This is a genomic window from Streptomyces sp. A18 (assembly GCF_059026065.1).
This window is the reverse complement of sequence record NZ_JBWLKL010000041.1, coordinates 1-20002: the sequence shown is the minus strand read 5'-3', so window position 1 is coordinate 20002 and position 20002 is coordinate 1. Positions and strand designations below refer to the sequence as shown.

17 protein-coding genes are annotated in these 20002 nt (G+C 69.2%); 5 read left to right on the top strand and 12 right to left on the bottom strand.

Features of this window, described 5'->3' with window-relative positions:
* Positions 1-11: 11 nt before the first annotated feature.
* The 4 genes from AC5P1C_RS36740 to AC5P1C_RS36725 are packed head-to-tail and all read right to left on the bottom strand — an operon-like array spanning position 12 to position 3012.
* Positions 12-1334, bottom strand: a complete 1323-nt coding sequence (locus AC5P1C_RS36740; RefSeq protein WP_493870308.1) for an NADH-quinone oxidoreductase subunit D — start codon at positions 1332-1334, stop codon at positions 12-14.
* Positions 1334-2080 (bottom strand): NADH-quinone oxidoreductase subunit C, encoded by a 747-nt coding sequence (locus AC5P1C_RS36735; RefSeq protein ID WP_493870307.1) that lies wholly within the window; start codon positions 2078-2080, stop codon positions 1334-1336. The genes AC5P1C_RS36740 and AC5P1C_RS36735 overlap by 1 nt, the downstream gene beginning before the upstream one ends.
* Positions 2077-2631 (bottom strand): NuoB/complex I 20 kDa subunit family protein, encoded by a 555-nt coding sequence (locus AC5P1C_RS36730; protein ID WP_160506582.1) that lies wholly within the window; start codon positions 2629-2631, stop codon positions 2077-2079. Before AC5P1C_RS36730 ends, AC5P1C_RS36735 begins: the two co-directional genes overlap by 4 nt.
* A gap of 21 nt (positions 2632-2652) precedes the next feature.
* The gene (locus AC5P1C_RS36725; protein ID WP_003992243.1) at positions 2653-3012 is read right to left on the bottom strand and encodes an NADH-quinone oxidoreductase subunit A; all 360 of its coding nucleotides are present in this window, start codon (positions 3010-3012) and stop codon (positions 2653-2655) included.
* Between the two features lie 1016 nt (positions 3013-4028).
* Between AC5P1C_RS36725 and AC5P1C_RS36720 the strand changes: the two genes are divergently transcribed.
* Positions 4029-4844, top strand: coding sequence for a C40 family peptidase (locus AC5P1C_RS36720; RefSeq protein WP_493870306.1), 816 nt, complete (start codon positions 4029-4031; stop codon positions 4842-4844).
* Between the two features lie 76 nt (positions 4845-4920).
* Here AC5P1C_RS36720 and AC5P1C_RS36715 read toward each other — a convergent pair whose 3' ends face one another.
* Positions 4921-5247: a putative quinol monooxygenase gene (locus tag AC5P1C_RS36715; RefSeq protein ID WP_371527811.1), complete on the bottom strand. Its 327-nt coding sequence runs from the start codon at positions 5245-5247 to the stop codon at positions 4921-4923.
* A gap of 73 nt (positions 5248-5320) precedes the next feature.
* On the bottom strand, positions 5321-6610 hold the full coding sequence (locus AC5P1C_RS36710) for a geranylgeranyl reductase family protein (protein ID WP_493870305.1): 1290 nt from the start codon (positions 6608-6610) through the stop codon (positions 5321-5323).
* Between the two features lie 97 nt (positions 6611-6707).
* On the opposite strand from AC5P1C_RS36710, the gene AC5P1C_RS36705 reads away from it, so the two are divergent.
* Positions 6708-7232, top strand: coding sequence for a GNAT family N-acetyltransferase (locus AC5P1C_RS36705; protein WP_493870304.1), 525 nt, complete (start codon positions 6708-6710; stop codon positions 7230-7232).
* Positions 7233-7400: 168 nt separating this feature from the next.
* A complete protein-coding gene (locus AC5P1C_RS36700; RefSeq protein ID WP_493870336.1) occupies positions 7401-7685 on the top strand; it encodes a PASTA domain protein in 285 nt (94 codons plus the stop codon).
* 32 nt (positions 7686-7717) lie between these two features.
* Here AC5P1C_RS36700 and AC5P1C_RS36695 read toward each other — a convergent pair whose 3' ends face one another.
* The 6 genes from AC5P1C_RS36695 to AC5P1C_RS36670 all read right to left on the bottom strand — a co-directional run bounded on the left by AC5P1C_RS36695 (position 7718) and on the right by AC5P1C_RS36670 (position 17199).
* Positions 7718-10345, bottom strand: coding sequence for a zinc ribbon domain-containing protein (locus AC5P1C_RS36695; RefSeq protein ID WP_493870303.1), 2628 nt, complete (start codon positions 10343-10345; stop codon positions 7718-7720).
* Between the two features lie 215 nt (positions 10346-10560).
* Positions 10561-11253 (bottom strand): demethylmenaquinone methyltransferase, encoded by a 693-nt coding sequence (locus AC5P1C_RS36690; RefSeq protein WP_493870302.1) that lies wholly within the window; start codon positions 11251-11253, stop codon positions 10561-10563.
* 166 nt (positions 11254-11419) lie between these two features.
* Positions 11420-12019 carry an imidazolonepropionase-like domain-containing protein gene (locus AC5P1C_RS36685; RefSeq protein WP_493870301.1) on the bottom strand — a complete coding sequence of 200 codons (600 nt, stop codon included), beginning with the start codon at positions 12017-12019 and terminating at the stop codon, positions 11420-11422.
* A gap of 7 nt (positions 12020-12026) precedes the next feature.
* Positions 12027-13226, bottom strand: coding sequence for a cyclic dehypoxanthinyl futalosine synthase (gene mqnC / locus AC5P1C_RS36680; RefSeq protein WP_249588413.1), 1200 nt, complete (start codon positions 13224-13226; stop codon positions 12027-12029).
* 155 nt (positions 13227-13381) lie between these two features.
* A complete protein-coding gene (locus AC5P1C_RS36675; RefSeq protein ID WP_493870300.1) occupies positions 13382-14107 on the bottom strand; it encodes a prepilin peptidase in 726 nt (241 codons plus the stop codon).
* A 92-nt stretch (positions 14108-14199) separates the two neighbouring features.
* Complete coding sequence (locus AC5P1C_RS36670) at positions 14200-17199, bottom strand: BTAD domain-containing putative transcriptional regulator (RefSeq protein ID WP_493870299.1); 3000 nt, start codon at positions 17197-17199, stop codon at positions 14200-14202.
* Between the two features lie 549 nt (positions 17200-17748).
* On the opposite strand from AC5P1C_RS36670, the gene AC5P1C_RS36665 reads away from it, so the two are divergent.
* A complete protein-coding gene (locus tag AC5P1C_RS36665; protein ID WP_493870298.1) occupies positions 17749-18393 on the top strand; it encodes a hypothetical protein in 645 nt (214 codons plus the stop codon).
* Positions 18390-19481 (top strand): hypothetical protein, encoded by a 1092-nt coding sequence (locus tag AC5P1C_RS36660; protein WP_493870297.1) that lies wholly within the window; start codon positions 18390-18392, stop codon positions 19479-19481. Before AC5P1C_RS36665 ends, AC5P1C_RS36660 begins: the two co-directional genes overlap by 4 nt.
* The last annotated feature ends 521 nt before the right edge of the window (positions 19482-20002 follow it).

The following is a 20002-nucleotide window of genomic DNA, read 5'->3' as shown; positions in this document are numbered from 1 at the left end:
AGGAGTGGTGGTCACCGGTCGACGCCTCCCATCACGGGGTCGAGGGATGCGACAGCGACGATGACGTCGGCGACCTGGCCGCCCTCGCACATCGCCGCCATGGCCTGCAGGTTGGTGAAGGACGGGTCGCGGAAGTGGACCCGGTAGGGGCGGGTGCCGCCGTCGGAGACGACATGCACACCGAGCTCGCCCTTGGGCGACTCGACCGCGGTGTACGCCTGTCCGGCCGGGACCCTGAAGCCCTCGGTCACCAGCTTGAAGTGGTGGATCAGGGCCTCCATGGAGGTGCCCATGATCTTCTTGATGTGGTCGAGCGAGTTGCCGAGGCCGTCCGGGCCGAGCGCCAGTTGCGCGGGCCAGGCGATCTTCTTGTCGGCGACCATGACCGGGCCCGGCTCAAGGCGGTCCAGACACTGCTCGACGATGCGCAGCGACTGGCGCATCTCCTCAAGGCGGATCAGGAAGCGTCCGTAGGAGTCGCAGGTGTCGGCGGTCGGCACGTCGAACTCGTAGTTCTCGTAGCCGCAGTAGGGCTGCGACTTGCGCAGGTCGTGCGGCAGACCCGCCGAGCGCAGTACGGGGCCCGTGGCGCCGAGGGCCATGGAGCCCGCGAGGTCGAGGTAGCCGACGTCCTGCATGCGGGCCTTGAAGATGGGGTTCCCGGTGGCGAGCTTGTCGTACTCGGGAAGGTTCTTCTTCATCTTCTTCACGAACTCGCGCATCTGGTCCACCGCACCCGGGGGCAGGTCCTGCGCGAGCCCGCCGGGCCGGATGAACGCATGGTTCATGCGAAGGCCGGTGATCAACTCGAAGATGTCGAGAACGAGTTCACGATCGCGGAATCCGTAGATCATGATCGTCGTCGCGCCCAGCTCCATGCCACCGGTGGCGATGGCCACCAGGTGCGAGGAGAGGCGGTTGAGCTCCATCAGGAGCACGCGCAGGACCGAGGCGCGGTCCGGGATCTGGTCCTCGATGCCGAGGAGCTTCTCGACCCCCAGGCAGTACGCCGTCTCGTTGAAGAACGGCGTCAGGTAGTCCATGCGCGTGACGAACGTCGTGCCCTGCGTCCACGTGCGGTACTCAAGGTTCTTCTCGATGCCCGTATGCAGATAGCCGATGCCGCAGCGGGCCTCGGAGACGGTCTCGCCCTCGATCTCCAGGATGAGCCGGAGCACACCATGGGTGGAGGGGTGCTGCGGACCCATGTTGACGATGATCCGCTCGTCGTCCGACCGGGCGGCGGACTGGACGACCTCGTCCCAGTCGCCGCCGGTGACCGTATATACGGTCCCCTCGGTCGTTTCGCGCGCGGATGCGTGTGACGTGCTCATCAGCTGTACGACCTCCGCTGGTCCGGAGCCGGGATCTGGGCGCCCTTGTACTCGACGGCGATGCCGCCGAGTGGGTAGTCCTTGCGCTGCGGGAAGCCCTGCCAGTCGTCCGGCATCATGATCCGCGTAAGGGCTGGGTGACCGTCGAAGATCAGGCCGAAGAAGTCGTACGTCTCGCGCTCGTGCCAGTCGTTCGTCGGGTAGACCGCGACCAGCGAGGGGACGTGCGGATCGGCGTCAGGGGCACTGACTTCGAGCCGGATCAGGCGGTTGTGGGTGATCGAGCGCAGGTGGTAGACGGCGTGCAGCTCGCGGCCCTTGTCCTCGAGGAAGTGCACACCCGAGACGCCCGTGCAGAGCTCGAAGCGCAGGGCCGGGTCGTCGCGCAGGGTCTGGGCGACCCGCACGAGGTGCTCGCGCGCGATGTGGAAGGTGAGCTCGTCGCGGTCGACGACCGTCTTCTCGATCGCGTTCTCCGGCACGAGCCCCTGCTCTTCAAGGGCCCCCTCCAGCTCGTCGGCGACTTCGTCGAACCAGCCTCCGTAGGGGCGCGCGGAGGCACCCGGCAGGGTGACCGTCCGCACGAGACCGCCGTAACCGGACGTGTCGCCGCCGTTGTTGGCGCCGAACATGCCCTTCCGTACGCCGATGACCTTGCCGGCCTCGTCGCGGGGAGCCGGAACGCCGTTCCCGTTTCCGTTCTCGTTTCCGTTCCCGTTCAGGTGCTCGTCGTGCGCGTCACTCACCGCAGCAGCCCCTTCATCTCGATGGTGGGGAGGGCCTTCAGGGCCGCCTCCTCCGCCTCGCGGGCCGCTTCCTCGGCGTTGACCCCGAGCTTGCCGCCCTGGATCTTCTGGTGGAGCTTGAGGATCGCGTCCATCAGCATCTCGGGTCGCGGCGGACAGCCGGGCAAATAGATGTCAACAGGGACAATGTGGTCCACTCCCTGCACAATTGCGTAATTGTTGAACATCCCGCCCGATGAAGCGCAAACCCCCATGGAAATGACCCACTTGGGGTTGGGCATCTGGTCATAGACCTGCCGCAGAACCGGCGCCATCTTCTGGCTCACGCGCCCGGCCACGATCATCAGGTCGGCCTGGCGCGGTGAACCGCGGAAGACCTCCATGCCGAAGCGGGCCAGGTCATAGCGCCCGGCCCCCGTCGTCATCATCTCGATGGCGCAGCACGCGAGGCCGAAGGTCGCGGGGAAGACGGATGACTTGCGCACCCAGCCCGCGGCCTGTTCGACGGTGGTCAGCAGAAATCCGCTCGGCAGTTTCTCTTCGAGTCCCATTGCTCTTTGCCCCTCAGACCCTTAGTCCCATTCCAGGCCGCCACGCCGCCATACGTACGCGTACGCGACGAAGACGGTGAGCACGAAGAGCAGCATCTCCACGAGCCCGAAAATCCCCAGCGCGTCGAAGGTGACGGCCCAGGGGTAAAGGAAGACGATCTCGATGTCGAAGACGATGAAGAGCATCGCCGTCAGGTAGTACTTGATGGGAAATCGCCCACCACCGGCCGGAGTCGGCGTCGGCTCGATTCCGCATTCGTACGCCTCGAGCTTGGCGCGGTTGTACCGCTTTGGACCGATAAGCGTGGCCATGACCACGGAGAAGATCGCAAAGCCTGCCCCGAGGGCTCCCAGCACGAGGATGGGCGCATAGGCATTCACGCTCCTCGCTCCTCTCAGTCGGCACTGACTGTTGGCGGTTGCATTGGACTGCGGCCCACGAAGATCGCTTACATGTGAAGCAGGTCACAAGCCCAACTGCCCCGCATCTTATGCCCGCCGGTCTGTGATCTGCGACACGGGGTGCGACAACGGCTTTGTGATCTCCACCACCTGACGAAGGATCATGAAGTCGGATGAGCGGTGATCTTCATACGCGAAGCGCCTGAGTGATCACCAGAGGTGACATCTCGGCGAGTTACCGCTGGTCGGAAGGGGGTCGCCCTATCAAGCGATGGCCGCCGCAAGCAAATTGGCGCTGGACGCGATGGCTTGATAGGGGCGGCTCGTTCACACTTTGGCGGGAGAGGTGTGAATGAGGGTGGACGGCCGCTGACGCGTGCACAGATTCACGAGCGGTCGACACGAGCCGACCCGTGAGTCGGCATGGCTGTCGGCACGGCAGTCCGCACGATGGTCGGCACGGCAGTCGTGCCGGCTGCCGAAACAGCCGTCGGCACGACAGTCACGCCGACGGTCGAATCAGCCGTCGGCGCGACAGTCACGCCGACGGTCGAAACGGCCGTCGACACCGATCGACCCGGCACCGGCTCGGCACCCGTCCGTCGTGGATCCACCCTCGATCCATCGTCGATCCGCCGTCGATCCGTCACGCGTCCCCCACACCCACAACACCCCTGAATTCTTCGGGATATCTCAGGAAGGTCTCGGCGGGATCTCAGGGAGATCCCCTAGGGCCAAAACTGTGACCTGCGCCACACAGCATGATCCGGCAGAGAAGCGGGGCTTGGCCAACCGGCTCAACCGGTGGTAGTCCACGGGCAATTCGGGCGTATCGCAGAAAACCCATGATCACAGGCGTGATCGACGTTGTCCGCATTGCCCGTTACGGCGTCAATAAGAAGTGACACGCCCGGGATTCAGGGCCTCCACGGGCAACTGTGGCGCAGCCCACGTTTCTTGAAGGGAACCCGGACTCCCTGATAGCGGTTGGTCTCATGTCCCACACCGCTCACATACCCAGCCACCGGAAGCCCCGTCGTAGCGCCTCGAAGATGGCCCTGCGCGCCGGAGTTGCCGGTGGCGTCCTCAGCACCCTGGCAGTGGCCGCCGCGGCCGGAACGGCGAACGCCGCCGAGCCGGTGACCGAGACCATCGAAATGCCCACGCTCAGCGCGGACCTCTCCACGCAGATCGCGCAGTCCGCTGAAGCCACTCAGCAGACCGCCGACAGCTACCAGCTCCGTGCCGAGCAGGACGCGGCCGCCGTGAAGGCCGCCAAGCAGGCCAAGGAAGACCAGGCCAAGGCCGAGAAGAAGGCCGAGGCCAAGGCGAAGGCCGAGGCCGCCGCCAAGAAGCAGGCGGAAGAGGAGCGCGCGTCGCGTTCCGAGGAGCGCACCACGCTCAGTGCCTCCGGTTCCGGCTCCAGCGCATCCGCCGATGTGGCCGCCCCGGCCAGCGGCAACGTCGGTTCGGTCATCAGCTTCCTCAAGGCCCAGCTCGGTGACGCGTACGTCATGGGTGCCTCTGGACCGAACGCCTGGGACTGCTCCAGCCTCGTCCAGGCCGCGTTCAAGCAGGCGGGCGTGGACCTTCCGCGCGTCTCGCAGGACCAGTCGGTCGCGGGTACCCCGGTCTCGCTCTCCAACGTCCAGGTGGGCGACATCCTTTACTGGGGTGGCGCGGGCTCCGCGTACCACGTGGGTGTGTACATCGGTAACGGCCAGTACCTCGACGCCGCCAACCCCGGCAAGGGCGTTGTCATCCAGGATCTGTCGGGCTACCCCGCCGACGGCGCCGTGCGCGTCCTCTGAGGGCCCTCACAGCCACCCAGAAGGGCCGGGAACCCCCCAGTGGGGTTCCCGGCCCTTCTGCGCGCGTTGCGGGGCTTCAGCTCTTCGGCGAGAGCTCGCCCATCTCGGACCAACTGCTGCCCGGGATCTCGGTGTGGATGATCTCGGGAGTCGAGGCGATCAATTCGGACATCGACTCCATACCGGCCTTGAAGTGGTCGGACCCGACGTGCGCCGCGCCCGCCTCCTGCGAGGCGAAGCCCTCCAGGAGGACGTACTGGTTGGGGTCGTCCACGCTGCGGGACCAGTCGTAGAAGAGGTTGCCCTCCTCCGCGCGCGTGGCCCGCGTGAACTCGGCGGTCCGCTCCAGCCAGCTGTCGGCGTACTCGGGGCGGACGGTGAACTTGACGGCGATGAAAATCATGCGGCCAGCCTGCCTTCCGACCGGCGGGTGGGGCAAACCGGACGCCCCACCTCTGACCGGTGCAGAAGCGCCATCACGCCTTCGGGGCCACCTTGCTCAGACCGTTGATGATGCGGTCCATCGCGTCGCCGCCCGTCGGGTCGGTCAGGTTGGCCAGCATCTTCAGCGTGAAGCGCATCAGCATCGGGTGCGTCAGACCGCGCTGCGTGGCGATCTTCATGACCTTCGGGTTGCCGATGAGCTTCACGAAGGCGCGGCCCAGCGTGTAGTAGCCGCCGTAGGTGTCCTTGAGGACCTTCGGGTAGTTGTGCAGCGCCAGTTCACGCTGGCCGGGGGTCGAGCGGGCGTGCGCCTGGACGATGACGTCCGCCGCGATCTGCCCGGATTCCATGGCGTACGCGATGCCCTCGCCGTTGAACGGGTTCACCATGCCGCCCGCGTCGCCGACCAGGAGCAGACCCTTGGTGTAGTGCGGCTGGCGGTTGAAGGCCATGGGCAGGGCGGCGCCGCGGATCGGCATCGTCATGTTGTCCGGGGTGTAGCCCCAGTCCTCCGGCATCGAGGCGCACCAGGCCTTCAACACCTCGCGCCAGTCGAGCTCCTTGTAGGCGGACGAGGAGTCGAGGATGCCGAGACCCACGTTCGACGTGCCGTCGCCCATACCGAAGACCCAGCCGTATCCGGGCAGGAGCCGGTCCTCGGCGCCGCGGCGGTCCCACAGCTCGAGCCAGGACTCCAGGTAGTCGTCGTCGTGGCGGGGCGAGGTGAAGTACGTACGGACCGCGACACCCATCGGGCGGTCGTCACGGCGGTGCAGACCCATCGCGAGGGAGAGCCGCGTCGAGTTGCCGTCGGCGGCCACCACCAGCGGGGCGTGGAAGGTGACCGGGGTCTTCTCCTCGCCGAGCTTGGCGTGCACGCCGGTGATGCGACCCGTGCGCTCGTCGACGATCGGGGCGCCGACGTTGCAGCGTTGGTGCAGGCGCGCGCCCGCCTTCTGGGCCTGGTTGGCGAGCTGCTCGTCGAAGTCGTCGCGCTTACGGACCAGGCCGTAGTTCGGATAGGCGGCGAGTTCCGGCCAGTCCAGCTGGAGCCGGACGCCGCCCCCGATGATGCGCAGGCCCTTGTTCCGCAGCCAGCCCGCCTCCTCGGAGATGTCGATCCCCATGGACACGAGCTGTTTGGTGGCGCGCGGCGTCAGGCCGTCGCCGCAGACCTTCTCCCTGGGGAACGCGGTCTTCTCCAGAAGGAGTACGTCGAGTCCGGCCTTCGCCAAGTAGTAGGCGGTCGTGGAACCGGCTGGCCCGGCCCCGACGACGATCACATCAGCGGTGTGTTCGGTGAGGGGCTGGGGCTCAGTCACGGCGGGTTCTCCCCAAGGCTCGAAATCTGTGTGCCGGAGGGCACTGGTTATGGGCAGTCTATGCAGCGGTACTGATCAGCCAGCCGAAGGGCCACCCGTGACAAAGCAGGCACTGCCGACGAAGCCCCTGCCCGCCGTACACCTGCGCGTTCCGACGCACGAGGACGCCTTCGTCTGGCACCGGCTCTTCGACGACCCGGAGGTCATGGAGTTCTTCGGCGGCACATCGGACGAGCTCTCCGTGTACGAGGAGCTGACTGCCCGGCAGCGCAGACACGACGCCGAACTCGGCTTCTGCTTCTGGACGTTGCTCGACGCGGCAAGCGAGCCGATCGGCTTCGCCGGAGCACAGCCCTGGCCGCACGCATGGGGGCCCCAGGGCAAGATCGAGATCGGCTGGCGACTGGGTCGCGCCGCTTGGGGGAAGGGGTACGCGACAGCCGCGGCGCAGGCCACCTTGGAGCGGGTGCGCGCTGCGGGCACAGGGGACGTGGTGGCGATGGTCGACGCCCGCAACGCACGGTCCGTCGCGGTGACGGGCCGACTCGGCATGCACCTTGAGGAGACCCTGCCGGTTCCGGGGTCAGAGCGGCGGGCGCACCGCTTCGGTCTCGTCCTCTGAGTGCGGCACCACTTGGCTGATCGCGCGGTTCCCCGCGCCCCCCAAGGGGCGCTCACCGCTTCCGGCTCGCGCCGTGGCGGGTCTACTCTGCCGGTACCGCTGGGGGTGACATCTGTGCCGAAGGTACCCAGGACAGACGAAGTACTCGTGCCGCCACTGATCGGTCTCATGGCCGTCGACGCGCGCGAGTCGGCAGCGAAGCACGGCGTGGAGCTCGCGGCGCCGGACCGCCCCGACTTCCATCTGGTCGTCCTCGACCACGTGGTCCGGCAGTACCCGCACCCCGGCGTGTGGATCCCCCGCGACGCCGTCGTCACCGTCTGGTTCGACTTCGGCCCCGGCGAGGGCGAGGGCGGTGCGGGGGTACGCGAGCCCCGTCGCCCCGGGCCTCCGGACGGCGGGCTGCGGCAGGAGCTGGACGAACCGGACAGCGAGGTCGGCGCCTGGCGGTAGCGAGTGCCGGGCCGCAGCGACCGCCCGGCGGCTCAACCGTTGAGCCGCCAGTGCTCCAGCGCGGTCCGGTGGATCTTCTCGCCTTCGCCCGCGGGCCAGAAGTCCGCGCGCCAGGAGAGCTGGATGGCGTACTCGGTGCCGTTGTCCGCGACGTAACTCTGGTTCAGGGCGTGGATCTCACGGCCCGACTGGTCGGTGTAGGTGTACTCCCAGATCGCGCCGCTGCGCCCCTGGAAGGTGTTCGGCTCCAGCTGCAGCCGCTGGTAGTCCGACTTCTTCGGGTCCTTCTTGGCGTCCTTCTCGATGGTCGTGAAGTTCCCGTACGAGGTGTACGGGGCGTTCGGGACCACGCCGACGAGGAACTCCTCCCGGCCGGTCGACCCCGCGTACACGACCTGCCCCGGCCGGTCCTCGCCCTGCCGGGTCCAGCCCTCGGGCACGGCGAACTCGAAGCCGCTCACGTCGGACACCAGGTCGGAGTCCGCGGGCAGTTCGGGGGCATCGTCCACGGCGTCCGGGGTCGCGCTCGGCTCCTCCACGGGGTCGTCCGTGGCCTCTTCCGTCGAGGTGGACGAGGGAGACGGTGAGGGCGACCCGGTGGGGTCCTGGGTCCGGCTCACGGCGGGCTTGTCGTCCTTGCCGCCCGCCTTGTCCGCCTTGCCGTCGTCGTTGTCCTGCCAGAGCAGGACGCCGGCCGCGATGCCGCTGCCGATGAGGAAGGCGGCGGCGAGGGTGCCGACCCAGAGGGCGGTGCGGCGGGACTTGGGGGCGCCTGGGGGCTGCTGGCGCAGCTGGAAGGTGTGGGGGTCGTAGAGGGCGGGGTCATAGGCGGCGGGCGCGTAGGCGGGGCTCGCGGTCGGGTCGTACGCGGGCTGGGGCGCGGGATTCGCGACTCCGGACGCCGCAGGGCCTGCTGTGACGGGACCTACGGCGCCGACAGCACCGGCGGCACTCGCCGGGGGCGCGGTGCCGGGGCCGCCGGGCGCGCCCGCCGGCCCGGTCGGCATCGGCGGGAGCGGCGCCGCCACGATCCCCGTCCGCTGCCCCGCCATCTGCAGCAGGTACGGCGCGAGGAAGGCCGCGACGAAGACCCAGAGCAGCCCGAACAGCAACGCGTCCGGCACGCTCACACCCGCCTCGAAGCTGCCGTTGCCCGAGCCGCTCGCGCCCGTGTCCGAGCCGAACTCGGACGAGGCACTGCCGGACGCGTCGACACTGAATCCGCCTACCCCGGCGAGCAGCAGGAAGAGCCCCAGGAAGATCCCGGCGGCGAGGAGTTGCTCACCGCGGTGCGCCGAGCGGCGTGCGGCGAGGACGCCGAGGGTCAGCGCGCACACGAGCCCGAGTGCCAACGCCCCCACCATCGCCCAGTCGTTGGTGACGTCCCCCAACTCGGAGAGCCCGAAGGACTCGCTCTCGTAGCCGCCTCCGTACGCCGAACTGCTGCCCTCCACCGAGGCGTCGAGCGGCGCTCCCCACCCGAGGCCGAGGGCGGCCACGCCGAGGTTCGGCAGCACGAGCAGAGCGATGAGCAGCGGGGACACGTCGGCGTCGTCGAGGTCGGTGAGGCCTTCGAGGTCGTCGACCGAGGCGAGGCTGATGAACGCGACGATCGAGCAGAGGACGAGCACGATCGCGAGAGCGCGCAGCGCGGTGCCGGTGGCCCGGAACGCCGCCTGCCGGCCCGGCCGTTGAGAGAGCCACTGTGCCAAGTCGTGTCGGTGCAGCACACCGCAGGAGACGGCGAGCGCGAGAACGAGCGCGCCGAGCGCGGCGAGCACCGGCGAGGAGGAGAGTTCGACGCCGTCGATCTCGGGCTGCGCGAAGAGGCTGAGCACGAGAATGCCCGCGGTCACCAACAGGCTGACGCGCAGGGCCGCTTCGAGCCCGGCCGTGCCTCCGCCTTGGCCGCCCTGCGCTCCGGTGCGTACGAGGACGCGGTTGCGCAGGATGCGTACGCCGATGAAGAGGGCCCCCATCCACAGGGCGGTGGCGGTGAGCGGGATGAGGTGCAGCGTGGCGGTGCCGTCGAACGCGGCCTCCATGCCGGAGCTTCCGGAGCTGTCACCGAAGAGGGGCGACTGCTGCCGCTCGCTCCCCGAGATCTCGAAGCCGCCGCCCACGGCCTGGAGCAGCAGGGCGAGAGCGATCCGCAGCCGCTCGCTGAACCCGACGACGACGTCGCCGTCCTCCTGCCCGTAGGAGGGAACGGCCAGCGCGACAGCCACGACGAGCACCAACCCCACGGGCCACAGGGCGGCTTGAGCGGCCCCGGCCCAGTCCCCACGGAAGGCCCGCCCGAAGAAGGCGCCGAGGGGGGAGGGGGCGGCGGGCGCCGGGGTCACCGGGACAGGCGGAAGTGCGGGCGGGGCGGGGAGGGAGGTCGCGGTGAACCCCGGGCCCTCGGGCGCCTCCGCGGTCTTCTTCGCGGGCTCCGGAGCTTCGGGCTCGGGCCCCTCCGCTGCCGCGGGCGCGGGCGGGGCCGCGGCGTCCGCGGCGTCCGCGGCGTCCGCGGAGGTCGGTACGCCAAGCTCTGCCGCAGGCAGCTCCGCGGGCCCCGCGTCCACTGTCGTGTCGCGCGGGCGCTCCCGCCCGCACTTCATGCAGAAGCGGGCCTCGTCAGGGGTGGGTGCCCCGCAGTGAGGGCAGTACGACGCCATGGGAACGCTCCGTCATTGGGGAGATGACCAGAAAGACCGACCCGTGCCGGGCGACCTCGCGGCGGCCGACGCGAAAGAGCGGCTTCGCGCCGACACCGTCGCGAAGTCGGCGGAGTCGTATCAACGGACACATCTTGCCCGGCGGCTGGTTCCCGTCAACTCGGTTCACATCGCAGGATTCCGCGCGTTCCCCGTTCGAGCGCTCCGCGGCAGGCCTAGGCCTTGAATCCCCGGTGCAGCGCCACGACCCCACCGGTCAGATTCCGCCACGCCACCTTCGACCAGCCCGCGTCCTGCAACAGCGTGGCCAGCGTCGGCTGGTCCGGCCAGGAGCGGATGGACTCCGCGAGATAGACGTAAGCGTCGGGGTTGGAGGAGACGGCGCGCGCGACCGGCGGCAGCGCCCGCATCAGGTACTCCTCGTAGACCGTGCGGAACGGCGCCCACGTCGCGTGCGAGAACTCGCAGATGACGACCCGGCCGCCGGGCTTCGTCACGCGGTACATCTCGCGGAGCGCCTCGTCCGTCTCGTGGACGTTGCGAAGGCCGAAGGAGATCGTGACGGCGTCGAACGTGTCGTCCTTGAACGGCAGCTTCGTCGCGTCCCCGGCCGTGAACGGCATCCAGGGGTGGCGCGCCTTGCCGACCTGGAGCATGCCGAGCGAGAAGTCGCAGGGCACGACGTACGCGCCCGCCTGTACGAAGGGCTGCGACGAGGTGGCGGTCCCCGCGGCCAGGTCGAGCACCTTCTGCGCGGGGCGCGCGTCGACCGCTTTCGCGACCTCCTTGCGCCACAGCCTCGCCTGGCCGAGCGACAGCACGTCGTTCGTCAGGTCGTACCGTTCCGCCACGTCGTCGAACATGGAGGCGACTTCGTGCGGCTGCTTTTCCAGGGTGGCTCGGGTCACCCCGCCATTGTGGCAGGCGGCGGCCGACTCGCCTGCGGCGGGCATTTCGCGGTGCGTCTGCCGGATGCGGGCTGCCTGGCGGGGCGGGTTCGTCGTGGGTTGCTCGCGCAGTTCCCCGCGCCCCTGAGGGCGCCCCTTCGGGGCTGCCCTCAGCTCTAGGCGGCTCTCAGCGCGCCCGGTACACCAGGCGGCCGCCCATCACCGTTGCCACGCATGTTCCCGCGCCCCGGCGCACCAGCTCCGCGCGCGTCGGCACGTCGAAGATCGCGAAGCGGGCCGGGGCGCCCTCCCTCAGGGGTGGCAGGAGGACCAGCGGGGTCGGGGACAGGGACGCCGGGCCCGGAAGCCGTGGTGGGCGTTGGCCCACCGCCAGGCCCGCCCTGCGGACGGTGTCGATGACGGGCCTGGCCTTCAGTTCGCCCGCGACGGCCACCGTGCCGTGCGCGAAGAGCCGCTGTACGCCGCGGCGTGCGCTGGCCCCCAGGCGGGACGGGTCGGCGCGGAAGATGGCACGGGCCCGCTCCCCGACGATCGGCTCGGTGCCGAACTGGTCGGCCTCGCGCGGGTCGGGGTGGTACGTGGCCTCCAGGAGCTCGGGGCCATACGGGTTGAGCAGGCCCGGCGTGAGGATGCCGGGCCAGCGCCGGACGCGGGCGTTCGGGTGCGCGGCGGCCAGTTCCTCGTACGGGCCGACGGCGGCGATGCTCGCCCCGTCGACCAGGACCGCCGACTCCGGTGAGCGTTCGGCGACGTGAAGTGTGCGCACGACAGCCTCAGTTGGAGGCGAGGAGCTTCAGCTCGGGGTGCGCCGTGCCGCCCTCGATCGCCGTGGACGAGATGTGCGAGGCGACGCGGTCGTCGGTCGGGTCGTTCGCCGGGTCGTCGTGCACGACGAGGTGCTCGTACGTCGTGGCGCGCTGGGCCGGGACGCGGTCCGCGCTGCGGATCATGTCGATCATGTCGCGCAGGTTGTTGCGGTGCTTGGCACCGGCGGAGGAGACGACGTTCTCCTCCAGCATCACGGAGCCGAGGTCGTCCGCGCCGTAGTGCAGGGTCAGCTGGCCGGCCTCCTTGCCGGTGGTCAGCCAGGAACCCTGGATGTGGGCCACGTTGTCGAGGAAGATCCGCGAGATCGCGATCATGCGGATGTACTCGAAGATGCTGGCCTGCGTGCGGCCCTTGAGGTGGTTGTTCTCGGGCTGGTACGTGTACGGGATGAAGGCCCGGAAGCCACCGGTCCGGTCCTGCGTGTCGCGGATCATCCGCAGGTGCTCGATGCGCTCGGCGTTGGTCTCGCCCGTACCCATGAGCATCGTGGACGTCGACTCGACGCCGAGGCCGTGCGCGATCTCCATGATCTCCAGCCAGCGCTCGCCGCTCTCCTTGAGCGGGGCGATGGCCTTGCGCGGGCGGGCCGGGAGCAGCTCGGCTCCGGCACCGGCGAAGGAGTCGAGACCGGCGGCGTGGATGCGCTGGATCGCCTCCTCCGCGGAGACCTTCGAGATGCGGGCCATGTGCTCGACCTCGGAGGCGCCGAGGGAGTGGATGACCAGCTGGGGGTAGGCCTTCTTGATCGCGGAGAAGTGCTCTTCGTAGTACTCGACGCCGAAGTCCGGGTGGTGCCCGCCCTGGAACATGACCTGCGTGCCACCGAGCTCGACGGTCTCCGCGCAGCGGCGCAGGATGTCGTCGAGGTCGCGCGTCCAGCCCTTCTTGGTGTCCTTCGGAGCGGCGTAGAAGGCGCAGAACTTGCAGGCGGTCACACACACGTTGGTGTAGTTGATGTTCCGCTCGATGATGTACGTCGCGATGTGCTCGGTCCCGGCGTACCGGCGGCGGCGGATGGCGTCGGCTGCGGCGCCGAGCGCGTGCAGCGGGGCATCGCGGTAGAGGTCGAGCGCCTCTTCGGCGCTGATCCGCCCACCTGCGGCGGCACGGTCGAGGACGGACTGAAGGTCGGCCTTCTCGGTCACCGGGGCGTCCCTTTCGTAAGGGTTGTGGGCGGACTGATTCAGCGTACGCCAGGGGATCTGGCCGCCTGACGTCAGGCGGCGTACAGCCCGGACAGCACGTCAGGCGGCGTACAGCCCGGACAGCACGTCAGGCGGCGTACACCCCGGGCAGCACGTCAGGCGGCGTACGCCCCGAGCAACAGCCCCACGAACGCGCCGCCGATCAGGAACGGCCCGAACGGGATCGCCGTCTTGCGCCCGGCGCGGCGGGCGATGACGAGCCCCGTCCCGTACAGGGCGGCGAGCAGGAACCCGGCGAAGGTCCCGAGCAGCACCCCGCCCCACCCGTACCAGCCGAGGACGGCCCCCAGACCGAGCGCCAGCTTCACGTCGCCGAAGCCCATGCCGTTCGGGCTGATGAGGAAGAGCACGAAGTACGCGCCGCCGAGCGCGAGGGCGCCGTACAGCGAGTGCGTCCAGGACCCGCCGTGCTCGGGCAGCAGCGCGGCGCCCCCGAGCAGCACGAGCGCGGCGGCGGCGAGCGGCAGGGTGAGCACGTCCGGCAACCGGTGCACGCCGAAGTCCACGACGGCGAGCAGTACGCCGAAGGGCGCGAGCAGCAGCCACACGCCGAGCTCGGGCCGGGGGCCCGTGGCGGCGGCGAGGGCTGCGCAGGCGAGGGCGGTGACGGTGGCGACGCTCGTGGTCCTGGGCCCGTAACGACCCCCTCCCCCGCACCGCGCGAGCCCGACCCACCCCCCGACGGGATGCCCGTCTGGGCAGGTCCCCCGCCACGCCTCGTCGGGCGGCACCGAGAGCCGATAGACGGCACGGGGCACGAAGAGCCCGGCGAGGGCGCCCCAGAGGGCGCCGCCGACGACGACGTACGAGAACGGGTCCAACGGTCAGCCTCTAGACGCGGAGATACGGGTGGGTGGGTGGGAGAGATCCGCCGCGAGGCGGCGGCCTCGAAATCCCACCCGCGGCAAGAGAACTACCCCACGGCGCTGAGGCCACTGCGCCAGGCAGGAAGCAACTCGTCCAGCAGGGCTTCGGTCCGGGGCGGCACGCCCCGAGCCCCACTCCGGGAAACGAGATCAGCGGCCACCTGCTGAAGGCGACCGGGGTCGCCCACCGCATGCGTGGCCCTCAGCAACTCGTTCCAGAGCCGCTCATCACCAGGCGCGGAGCCAAGCGCGGCGTTCAACGCCTCGATGGCCTTCTCCGCACGCCCCTTCTCCAGGTGGAACTCGGAGAGGGCGAGCCCGATATCGGCGACCAGCAGCGGCAACTGCGCGTCGATGATCTCGTGCGTGAGCCACGCGTACCGCCCCTGCGGCCGGTCCGAGAGCAACGGCCCCCGCACGAGCACCAGCGCATCGGTGAGCATCCGCCCGCGCACGGCCCGGCTGTTGGCCCCGCGCCCCTGGGTCGCCTCGTGGTAGAGCGACCGCAGAACATCCAGATCGGATACGACGGACTTGGCGAGCGTGAGCCGCCCGCTCCGGTCGGCCCGCAGCCGCGGCGACCCGTCGGGCTCGGTGCCGAGCCACTCCCGCAGCCGGTCGATGAGTGCGTCCCGTACGTCCTCGGTGACTCCCCGCGGCCACAGCGCGGAGGAGAGCACCCGGGGGTGCACGCCCTCGCGGTGCAGCAGGAGCAGCGCCAGCGCCTCGTGCATCAGCGGGCTGCGCTCGCCGTCAGGCGTGTCGAGGCCGATGATCTCGTACGTACCGACGAGGCGCGCGTACACAGCGGGCCGCCCCTGCTCGGTGACGTCCACGAGGAACGGCGGGGTGGCACCCGTACGACCGGAGCCGGCGCCGGAACCTGAAGTGCCGCCCTCCCCCGGATCGGCGTCGACGAACAGCTCCACGACGGCCCGCTGTTGAGCCTCGGGCAGCGCCTGCGCCTCCAGCTCAAGGCCGAGCAGCGGTGCGAGGAGCTTGCCCTCTGGGGTGATCTCCATCTCCCACGCGGCGCCCGGCAGGTCGCCGGACTCCGTACCGACGAGGTACCCGATACCCAACCGGCTCGCGTCGGCGGCCAGTTCGGCGAGCTTCACCGCGTCGTCCCCTTCGGGCTCGGCGGCGAGCAGCACCAGGTGCGGCGCCCAGCGGGTGTGCTGGGCGGGCCCCGTACGACCGGTGAGCACGGAGTCGTGACCGGCCGCCCCCAGGGCTCCGCGCCGCTGCCGCGTCTCGGCCTCCATCGTCTCGATGAGCGCCTCGATGTCGTCGAGGTGACGCAGACGGTTGGGCGCGAGCGGCGTCAGGTCCTGCCCGAAGCCGACGAGGGTGATGGTCATGCGGTCGGACCAGCCGTTGGTGGCGAGCTCGGCGGCCACGGACGCGAAGACGGCGGCGCGATCGGCCTCGGTGCCGCTCAGCGACACGACGCCGGGCACGGCTTCCAGATTGAGCAGCAGCCGGGAGTCGTCGAGCGTTCCCAGGCTCACGAGCCCCGGGTAGGGAGCGGCGGTGTCCACGTCCTCGTACCGCTCGGCGTCGGTCCGGGCCAGCATCCAGAACGTCTGGTCCTGCCCCAACTGCCAAGGAGCGGGCGGCCGTCCGGCGGGCTGGGCGAGCTGCAGATGCAGGTCGCCGTTGCTGAGCCAGGCGGCGTAGACGGTGGGCAGCGCCCGTGATTCCTCGGCAAGGGAGGCAGCGAGCCCCCGCAGGGACAGATCGAGCAGCCGTACGCCCTCGGGGTCGGCCCCCACGAGCAGCGCGTCCTGCACATCGGCGGCGCCCCCGGTCGGCGTCGGCGGCTCCATGCCGCGACGTCCGCCGACGGCGCCCATGGCGGACTGCCACAGCGCGTGACGCCGACGGCGCCCGAGCGCGCCGAGCAGTCCGGCGGCGAGGAGGGGCGCCCCGATGAGCGCTTCGGGCAACCCGAAGGAGAACCCTTCGGACTCGCTCCCACTGTCGGCGACGGGAGGTTGTTGCTGCTGCCCCTGCCCGGCGCCTTCGGAGGGCCGCTGCTCGGGGATGGTGATGTGGGCGGTATCGCGATCGACGGACCCAGAGCCGCCCTGCCCCCCGCCCTGTTCCTTGGCCCCGTCCTTGCCCTGATCCCCGGACTTGGCGTAGTCGGAGATCTGCTCCTTCACGTCCTGCGAGACCTTGGGTGCCTCGTCGGGCATCTCGACGAGCTCGCCGCCGTGCGCGTCCGCGGGCATCTCCATGATCCAGCCGGGCCGGATGAGGCTGGCCTCGGACAGCCGCGAGCCGTCCGGCTGCTCGCGGTCCTTGTTGAGCTGGTAGATCTCCTTGTAGCGGCGCCCGTCTCCCAGGTGCCGCTCGGCGATCTCCCACATCGAATCGTGGTGACGCCCTTCGGGCGGCTGGATCCGGTAGTACTTGGTGTCGCCGTCCTTGGCGTTGCTGTCCGCATGGGCGGCCTGCTCGGCCTGAGCGGCCTGCTCGGCGATGGCGCTTGCGGCGCTCCCGGCCTGCTCCTGCCCGAAGAGACCGCCGGGGGTCTGCTGGGCGGAAGCGGCGGAAGCGGGCTTCTGATTCCCTTCGAGAGACTGCCCGAACTGCGAGAGCCCAGGCGCGAAGCTGGCGGCAGTGGCACCCACCAGAAGCAGCGCGGCAACGAGCTGCCGGGCGAGGAGCTGACTGCCGCCGGCCCCCGGAACGCGACCCGGCATCCCGACTCCGGACAGAGCGGCCTTGATCTCCACCAGCACGCAGGCGGTGAACTGGGCCCAGGCGAGCCAGACGACGACGGTCAGTACGTTGATGAACGTCCCGACCGTGATCTCCTGCTGCAACCAGTCCAGCGAGGGCGCACCCCCAGGAAGCGGCCACCCCACGGCATACGCGAGGGCGCCAGGCACGCCGACGAGCAGCGCGGCCAACGCGACAAAGGCGAAGAACGCCTTGACGAAGTCCCCGACCGTACGACGACGGCCGGGCAACGGCTGCGGCGTCCGATTCCGTGGAGCCGACGGGCCGCCTGTCGAACTTGAAGTGGTGCGCGCCATGGCGGGTGTCCTGATGTCCTCTGGGAGGGAGCGGATGGGGATCAGCGGTCTGAGCGGTGCGGGGCGGTGCGGGGCGGTGCCGCGCAGTGAACTGTGAACGCTGAGCGTACTGAGGCGATGGTACGGAAGGGCCCGAAGGTCAGACAGGGGCAACGGCTCCCGAGGGGACGTAAGGGACTTCGCAGGCTGCCCGTTTACGCCCGAGTTGCGCCGTACGCCCAACTCTCTCTGAGCGCTTCGAGCCCGATCCCGCCCGTTCCTCTTCCGAGATGTGCCCACCCAGAAGAGACACAGAAGGGACATTCACCACCGCGCGTCACAGTTACGGCACGGCTTCGCTGCGCCCCCGTAGCACTTGAGGACCGTTCGCTTCCGTCATCTCACCGGCCGCGAGAACCTTCACAAGGCCCACCAATGCCGGTCACTCGCGCCTGGTAGCGTCGACCGGCTCCATTCTCTGCCGCACATGCCGCACATGCCGCACATGGCGCACATGGCGCACACAAGTCGAACACTGCCGAACTCTGCCGAACCTGGGGGACTGCAATCGTGGCCCGTCGCACTTTGCCCGTCGCTACCGCTCTACTGGCGAGCGCGACCCTGCTGCTTACTGCTTGTGGCGGCGGGGGTGATGACTCCTCGGACAAGATCGAGGGGGCGGGGGGCGGCTCGGAGAAGTCGAAGACTTCGACTCCTGCGAAACCCGGCGAGCCGGACGTCGGCCTGCCGAGTGACCTGAAGGTCGAGTTCGGCTCCTCAAAGCCGTCCGACCCGCGTCACGCGGCGGCTCAGGAGAACGCCGAGAAATACATCCAGGCCCTCAACCACGGGATCACCGCCCAGGACCCCAAGGACCCTGCCTACCAGTTCTATTCGCTGGGCAACGCCACCCGCTACGCGCAGAAGCAGATCAAGTCGTGGGTGGACGACAAATGGACCGCCACCGGAACAGACAGTTACTACCGCACCAAGACCGACAAGGTCGGTACGGCCGGTGTACTCGTCACCATGTGCCGCGACCAGAGCAAGTTCTACGGCAAGAACGTCGAGACCAAGAAGATCAGGTACACGAAGCCGAGCCTCGACGACTACCAGGAATTCCGTCTCCTCATGAAGCAGCCCAAGGGTTCGGAGAAGATCTGGAAGGTGCTGCAGATCGAGGTCGAGGGGCGAGTGAAGGAGTGCCAGCGATGACATCCTCACGACATGCAGTGCGATGGTCCGCGGCATTGGCGGCGGCAGCCGTGCTGTGGTCGGCCGGAACCGCCTACGCGGCCGGGCCAGGGGACAACACCACCGAACCACCGTCCAACGAGACACCGAGCGGCAACGCCGACAAGAGCGGCACCCTGTCGGCCGGAGTCTCCTCGATCCAGCTCTCGTACCCGAGCGGTGGCAACGGTGGCGGCAAGAAGGGAAACCTCGCCCCGATCGACCCCAACTGGAAGCCACCTGCCTGCTGGTACGAGCCGGCGTTCACGTCCGCGGAACTCAAGAAGTTCGTCGACACGGACGGCGGTGGCGACGTCGGCATCCACGAGTCCTGGTGGGGCAAGGAACTGTGGACCGACCACTACCGCGACGGCAAGCCGGCCGACAACTTCGACCTGCACGCAGACGCGAACAGCCAGGCCGACGGCTACAAGGACTACAACGAGGGCAAGGACGGCCGCTTCTGGCGCGGAGTGGCACCTGACGACTCCGACCCCAAGTCCTGGGACTGCGGCCGCATCATGTTCTGGGTGGACGACGGCGAGATCCCGAACGATCCGAACGCCCCGACCCCCAAGATGCTCGCCGAGTACGCCTACGACAAGGTGAAGGTCCCCGACACCGAGGTGGAGCTGAAGCCTGAGGCCAAATCCACGGTGAATCTGCCGACTTGGGTCTGGTTGGACAAGGGTACCTTCAAGGACGTCACGGTCCGCGCGGAGCTGCCGAACACCCCGCTCTGGGCAGAAACCACGGCAACACCCAAGAGCCTCCACCTGGAACCGGGCACGGCCGACGCGGAGACCTTCCCCGCATCCGGCGAATGCAAGATCAACGAGGACGGCAGCATCGGCACGCCTTACACCAAGGGCAAGTCGAAGCAGGACCCGCCGTGCGGCATCAAGTACCTGCGGGCCACGGACGGAAAGCCGTACCAGCTCAAGGCATCAGTCACCTGGGAGATCTCCTGGGAGGGCTCGGACAACGACGGCAAGCACATGCTGCCGAACGGCACCTTCGAGACGACCCAGGACATGAACGTCCAGGAAATCCAGTCGATCAACCGCTGATCGGCGCACGAGGAGCAGGGGCTCACCATGGGCGCCACCCTCACCCGGCGTAGCCAGCCATGGGTCGTCTTCACACACCACGACGACCCATGGCTGACCACCGAGACCGCCCAGCTCCAAGAGCAGGGCGGCCGAGTGATCCGCCTGGCAGGCGAGGAACTGAGAGAACCGGAAGCCCTGTTCTCCACCTTCGCCCGGGAGTTCCCCTTCCTGAGGTACTTCGGCCACAGCTGGCGTTGGTGGACTGCCTCCACGACTGGCACGGCCACGGGGGCGACACGAAGGACGTCGCGGTCCTTGGCAGCGACATTGACTGGCGAGGACTGGCCCGACTTCGACTCGGAGCCGGGCGGGTCACAACCAGCACCTCAGTAGCAAAACGGGTGCGATAGCTTCGCTTGTGCGTTCGAGCACAAGCGTTTCGGGTTCTACGGGGGTTGCGGTATGGCGGGGAATCGTCCGGCGGATTGGCATGTCCTGGACTTGGACAAGGATCCGACGCCCGGTGATCCGGACCGGGT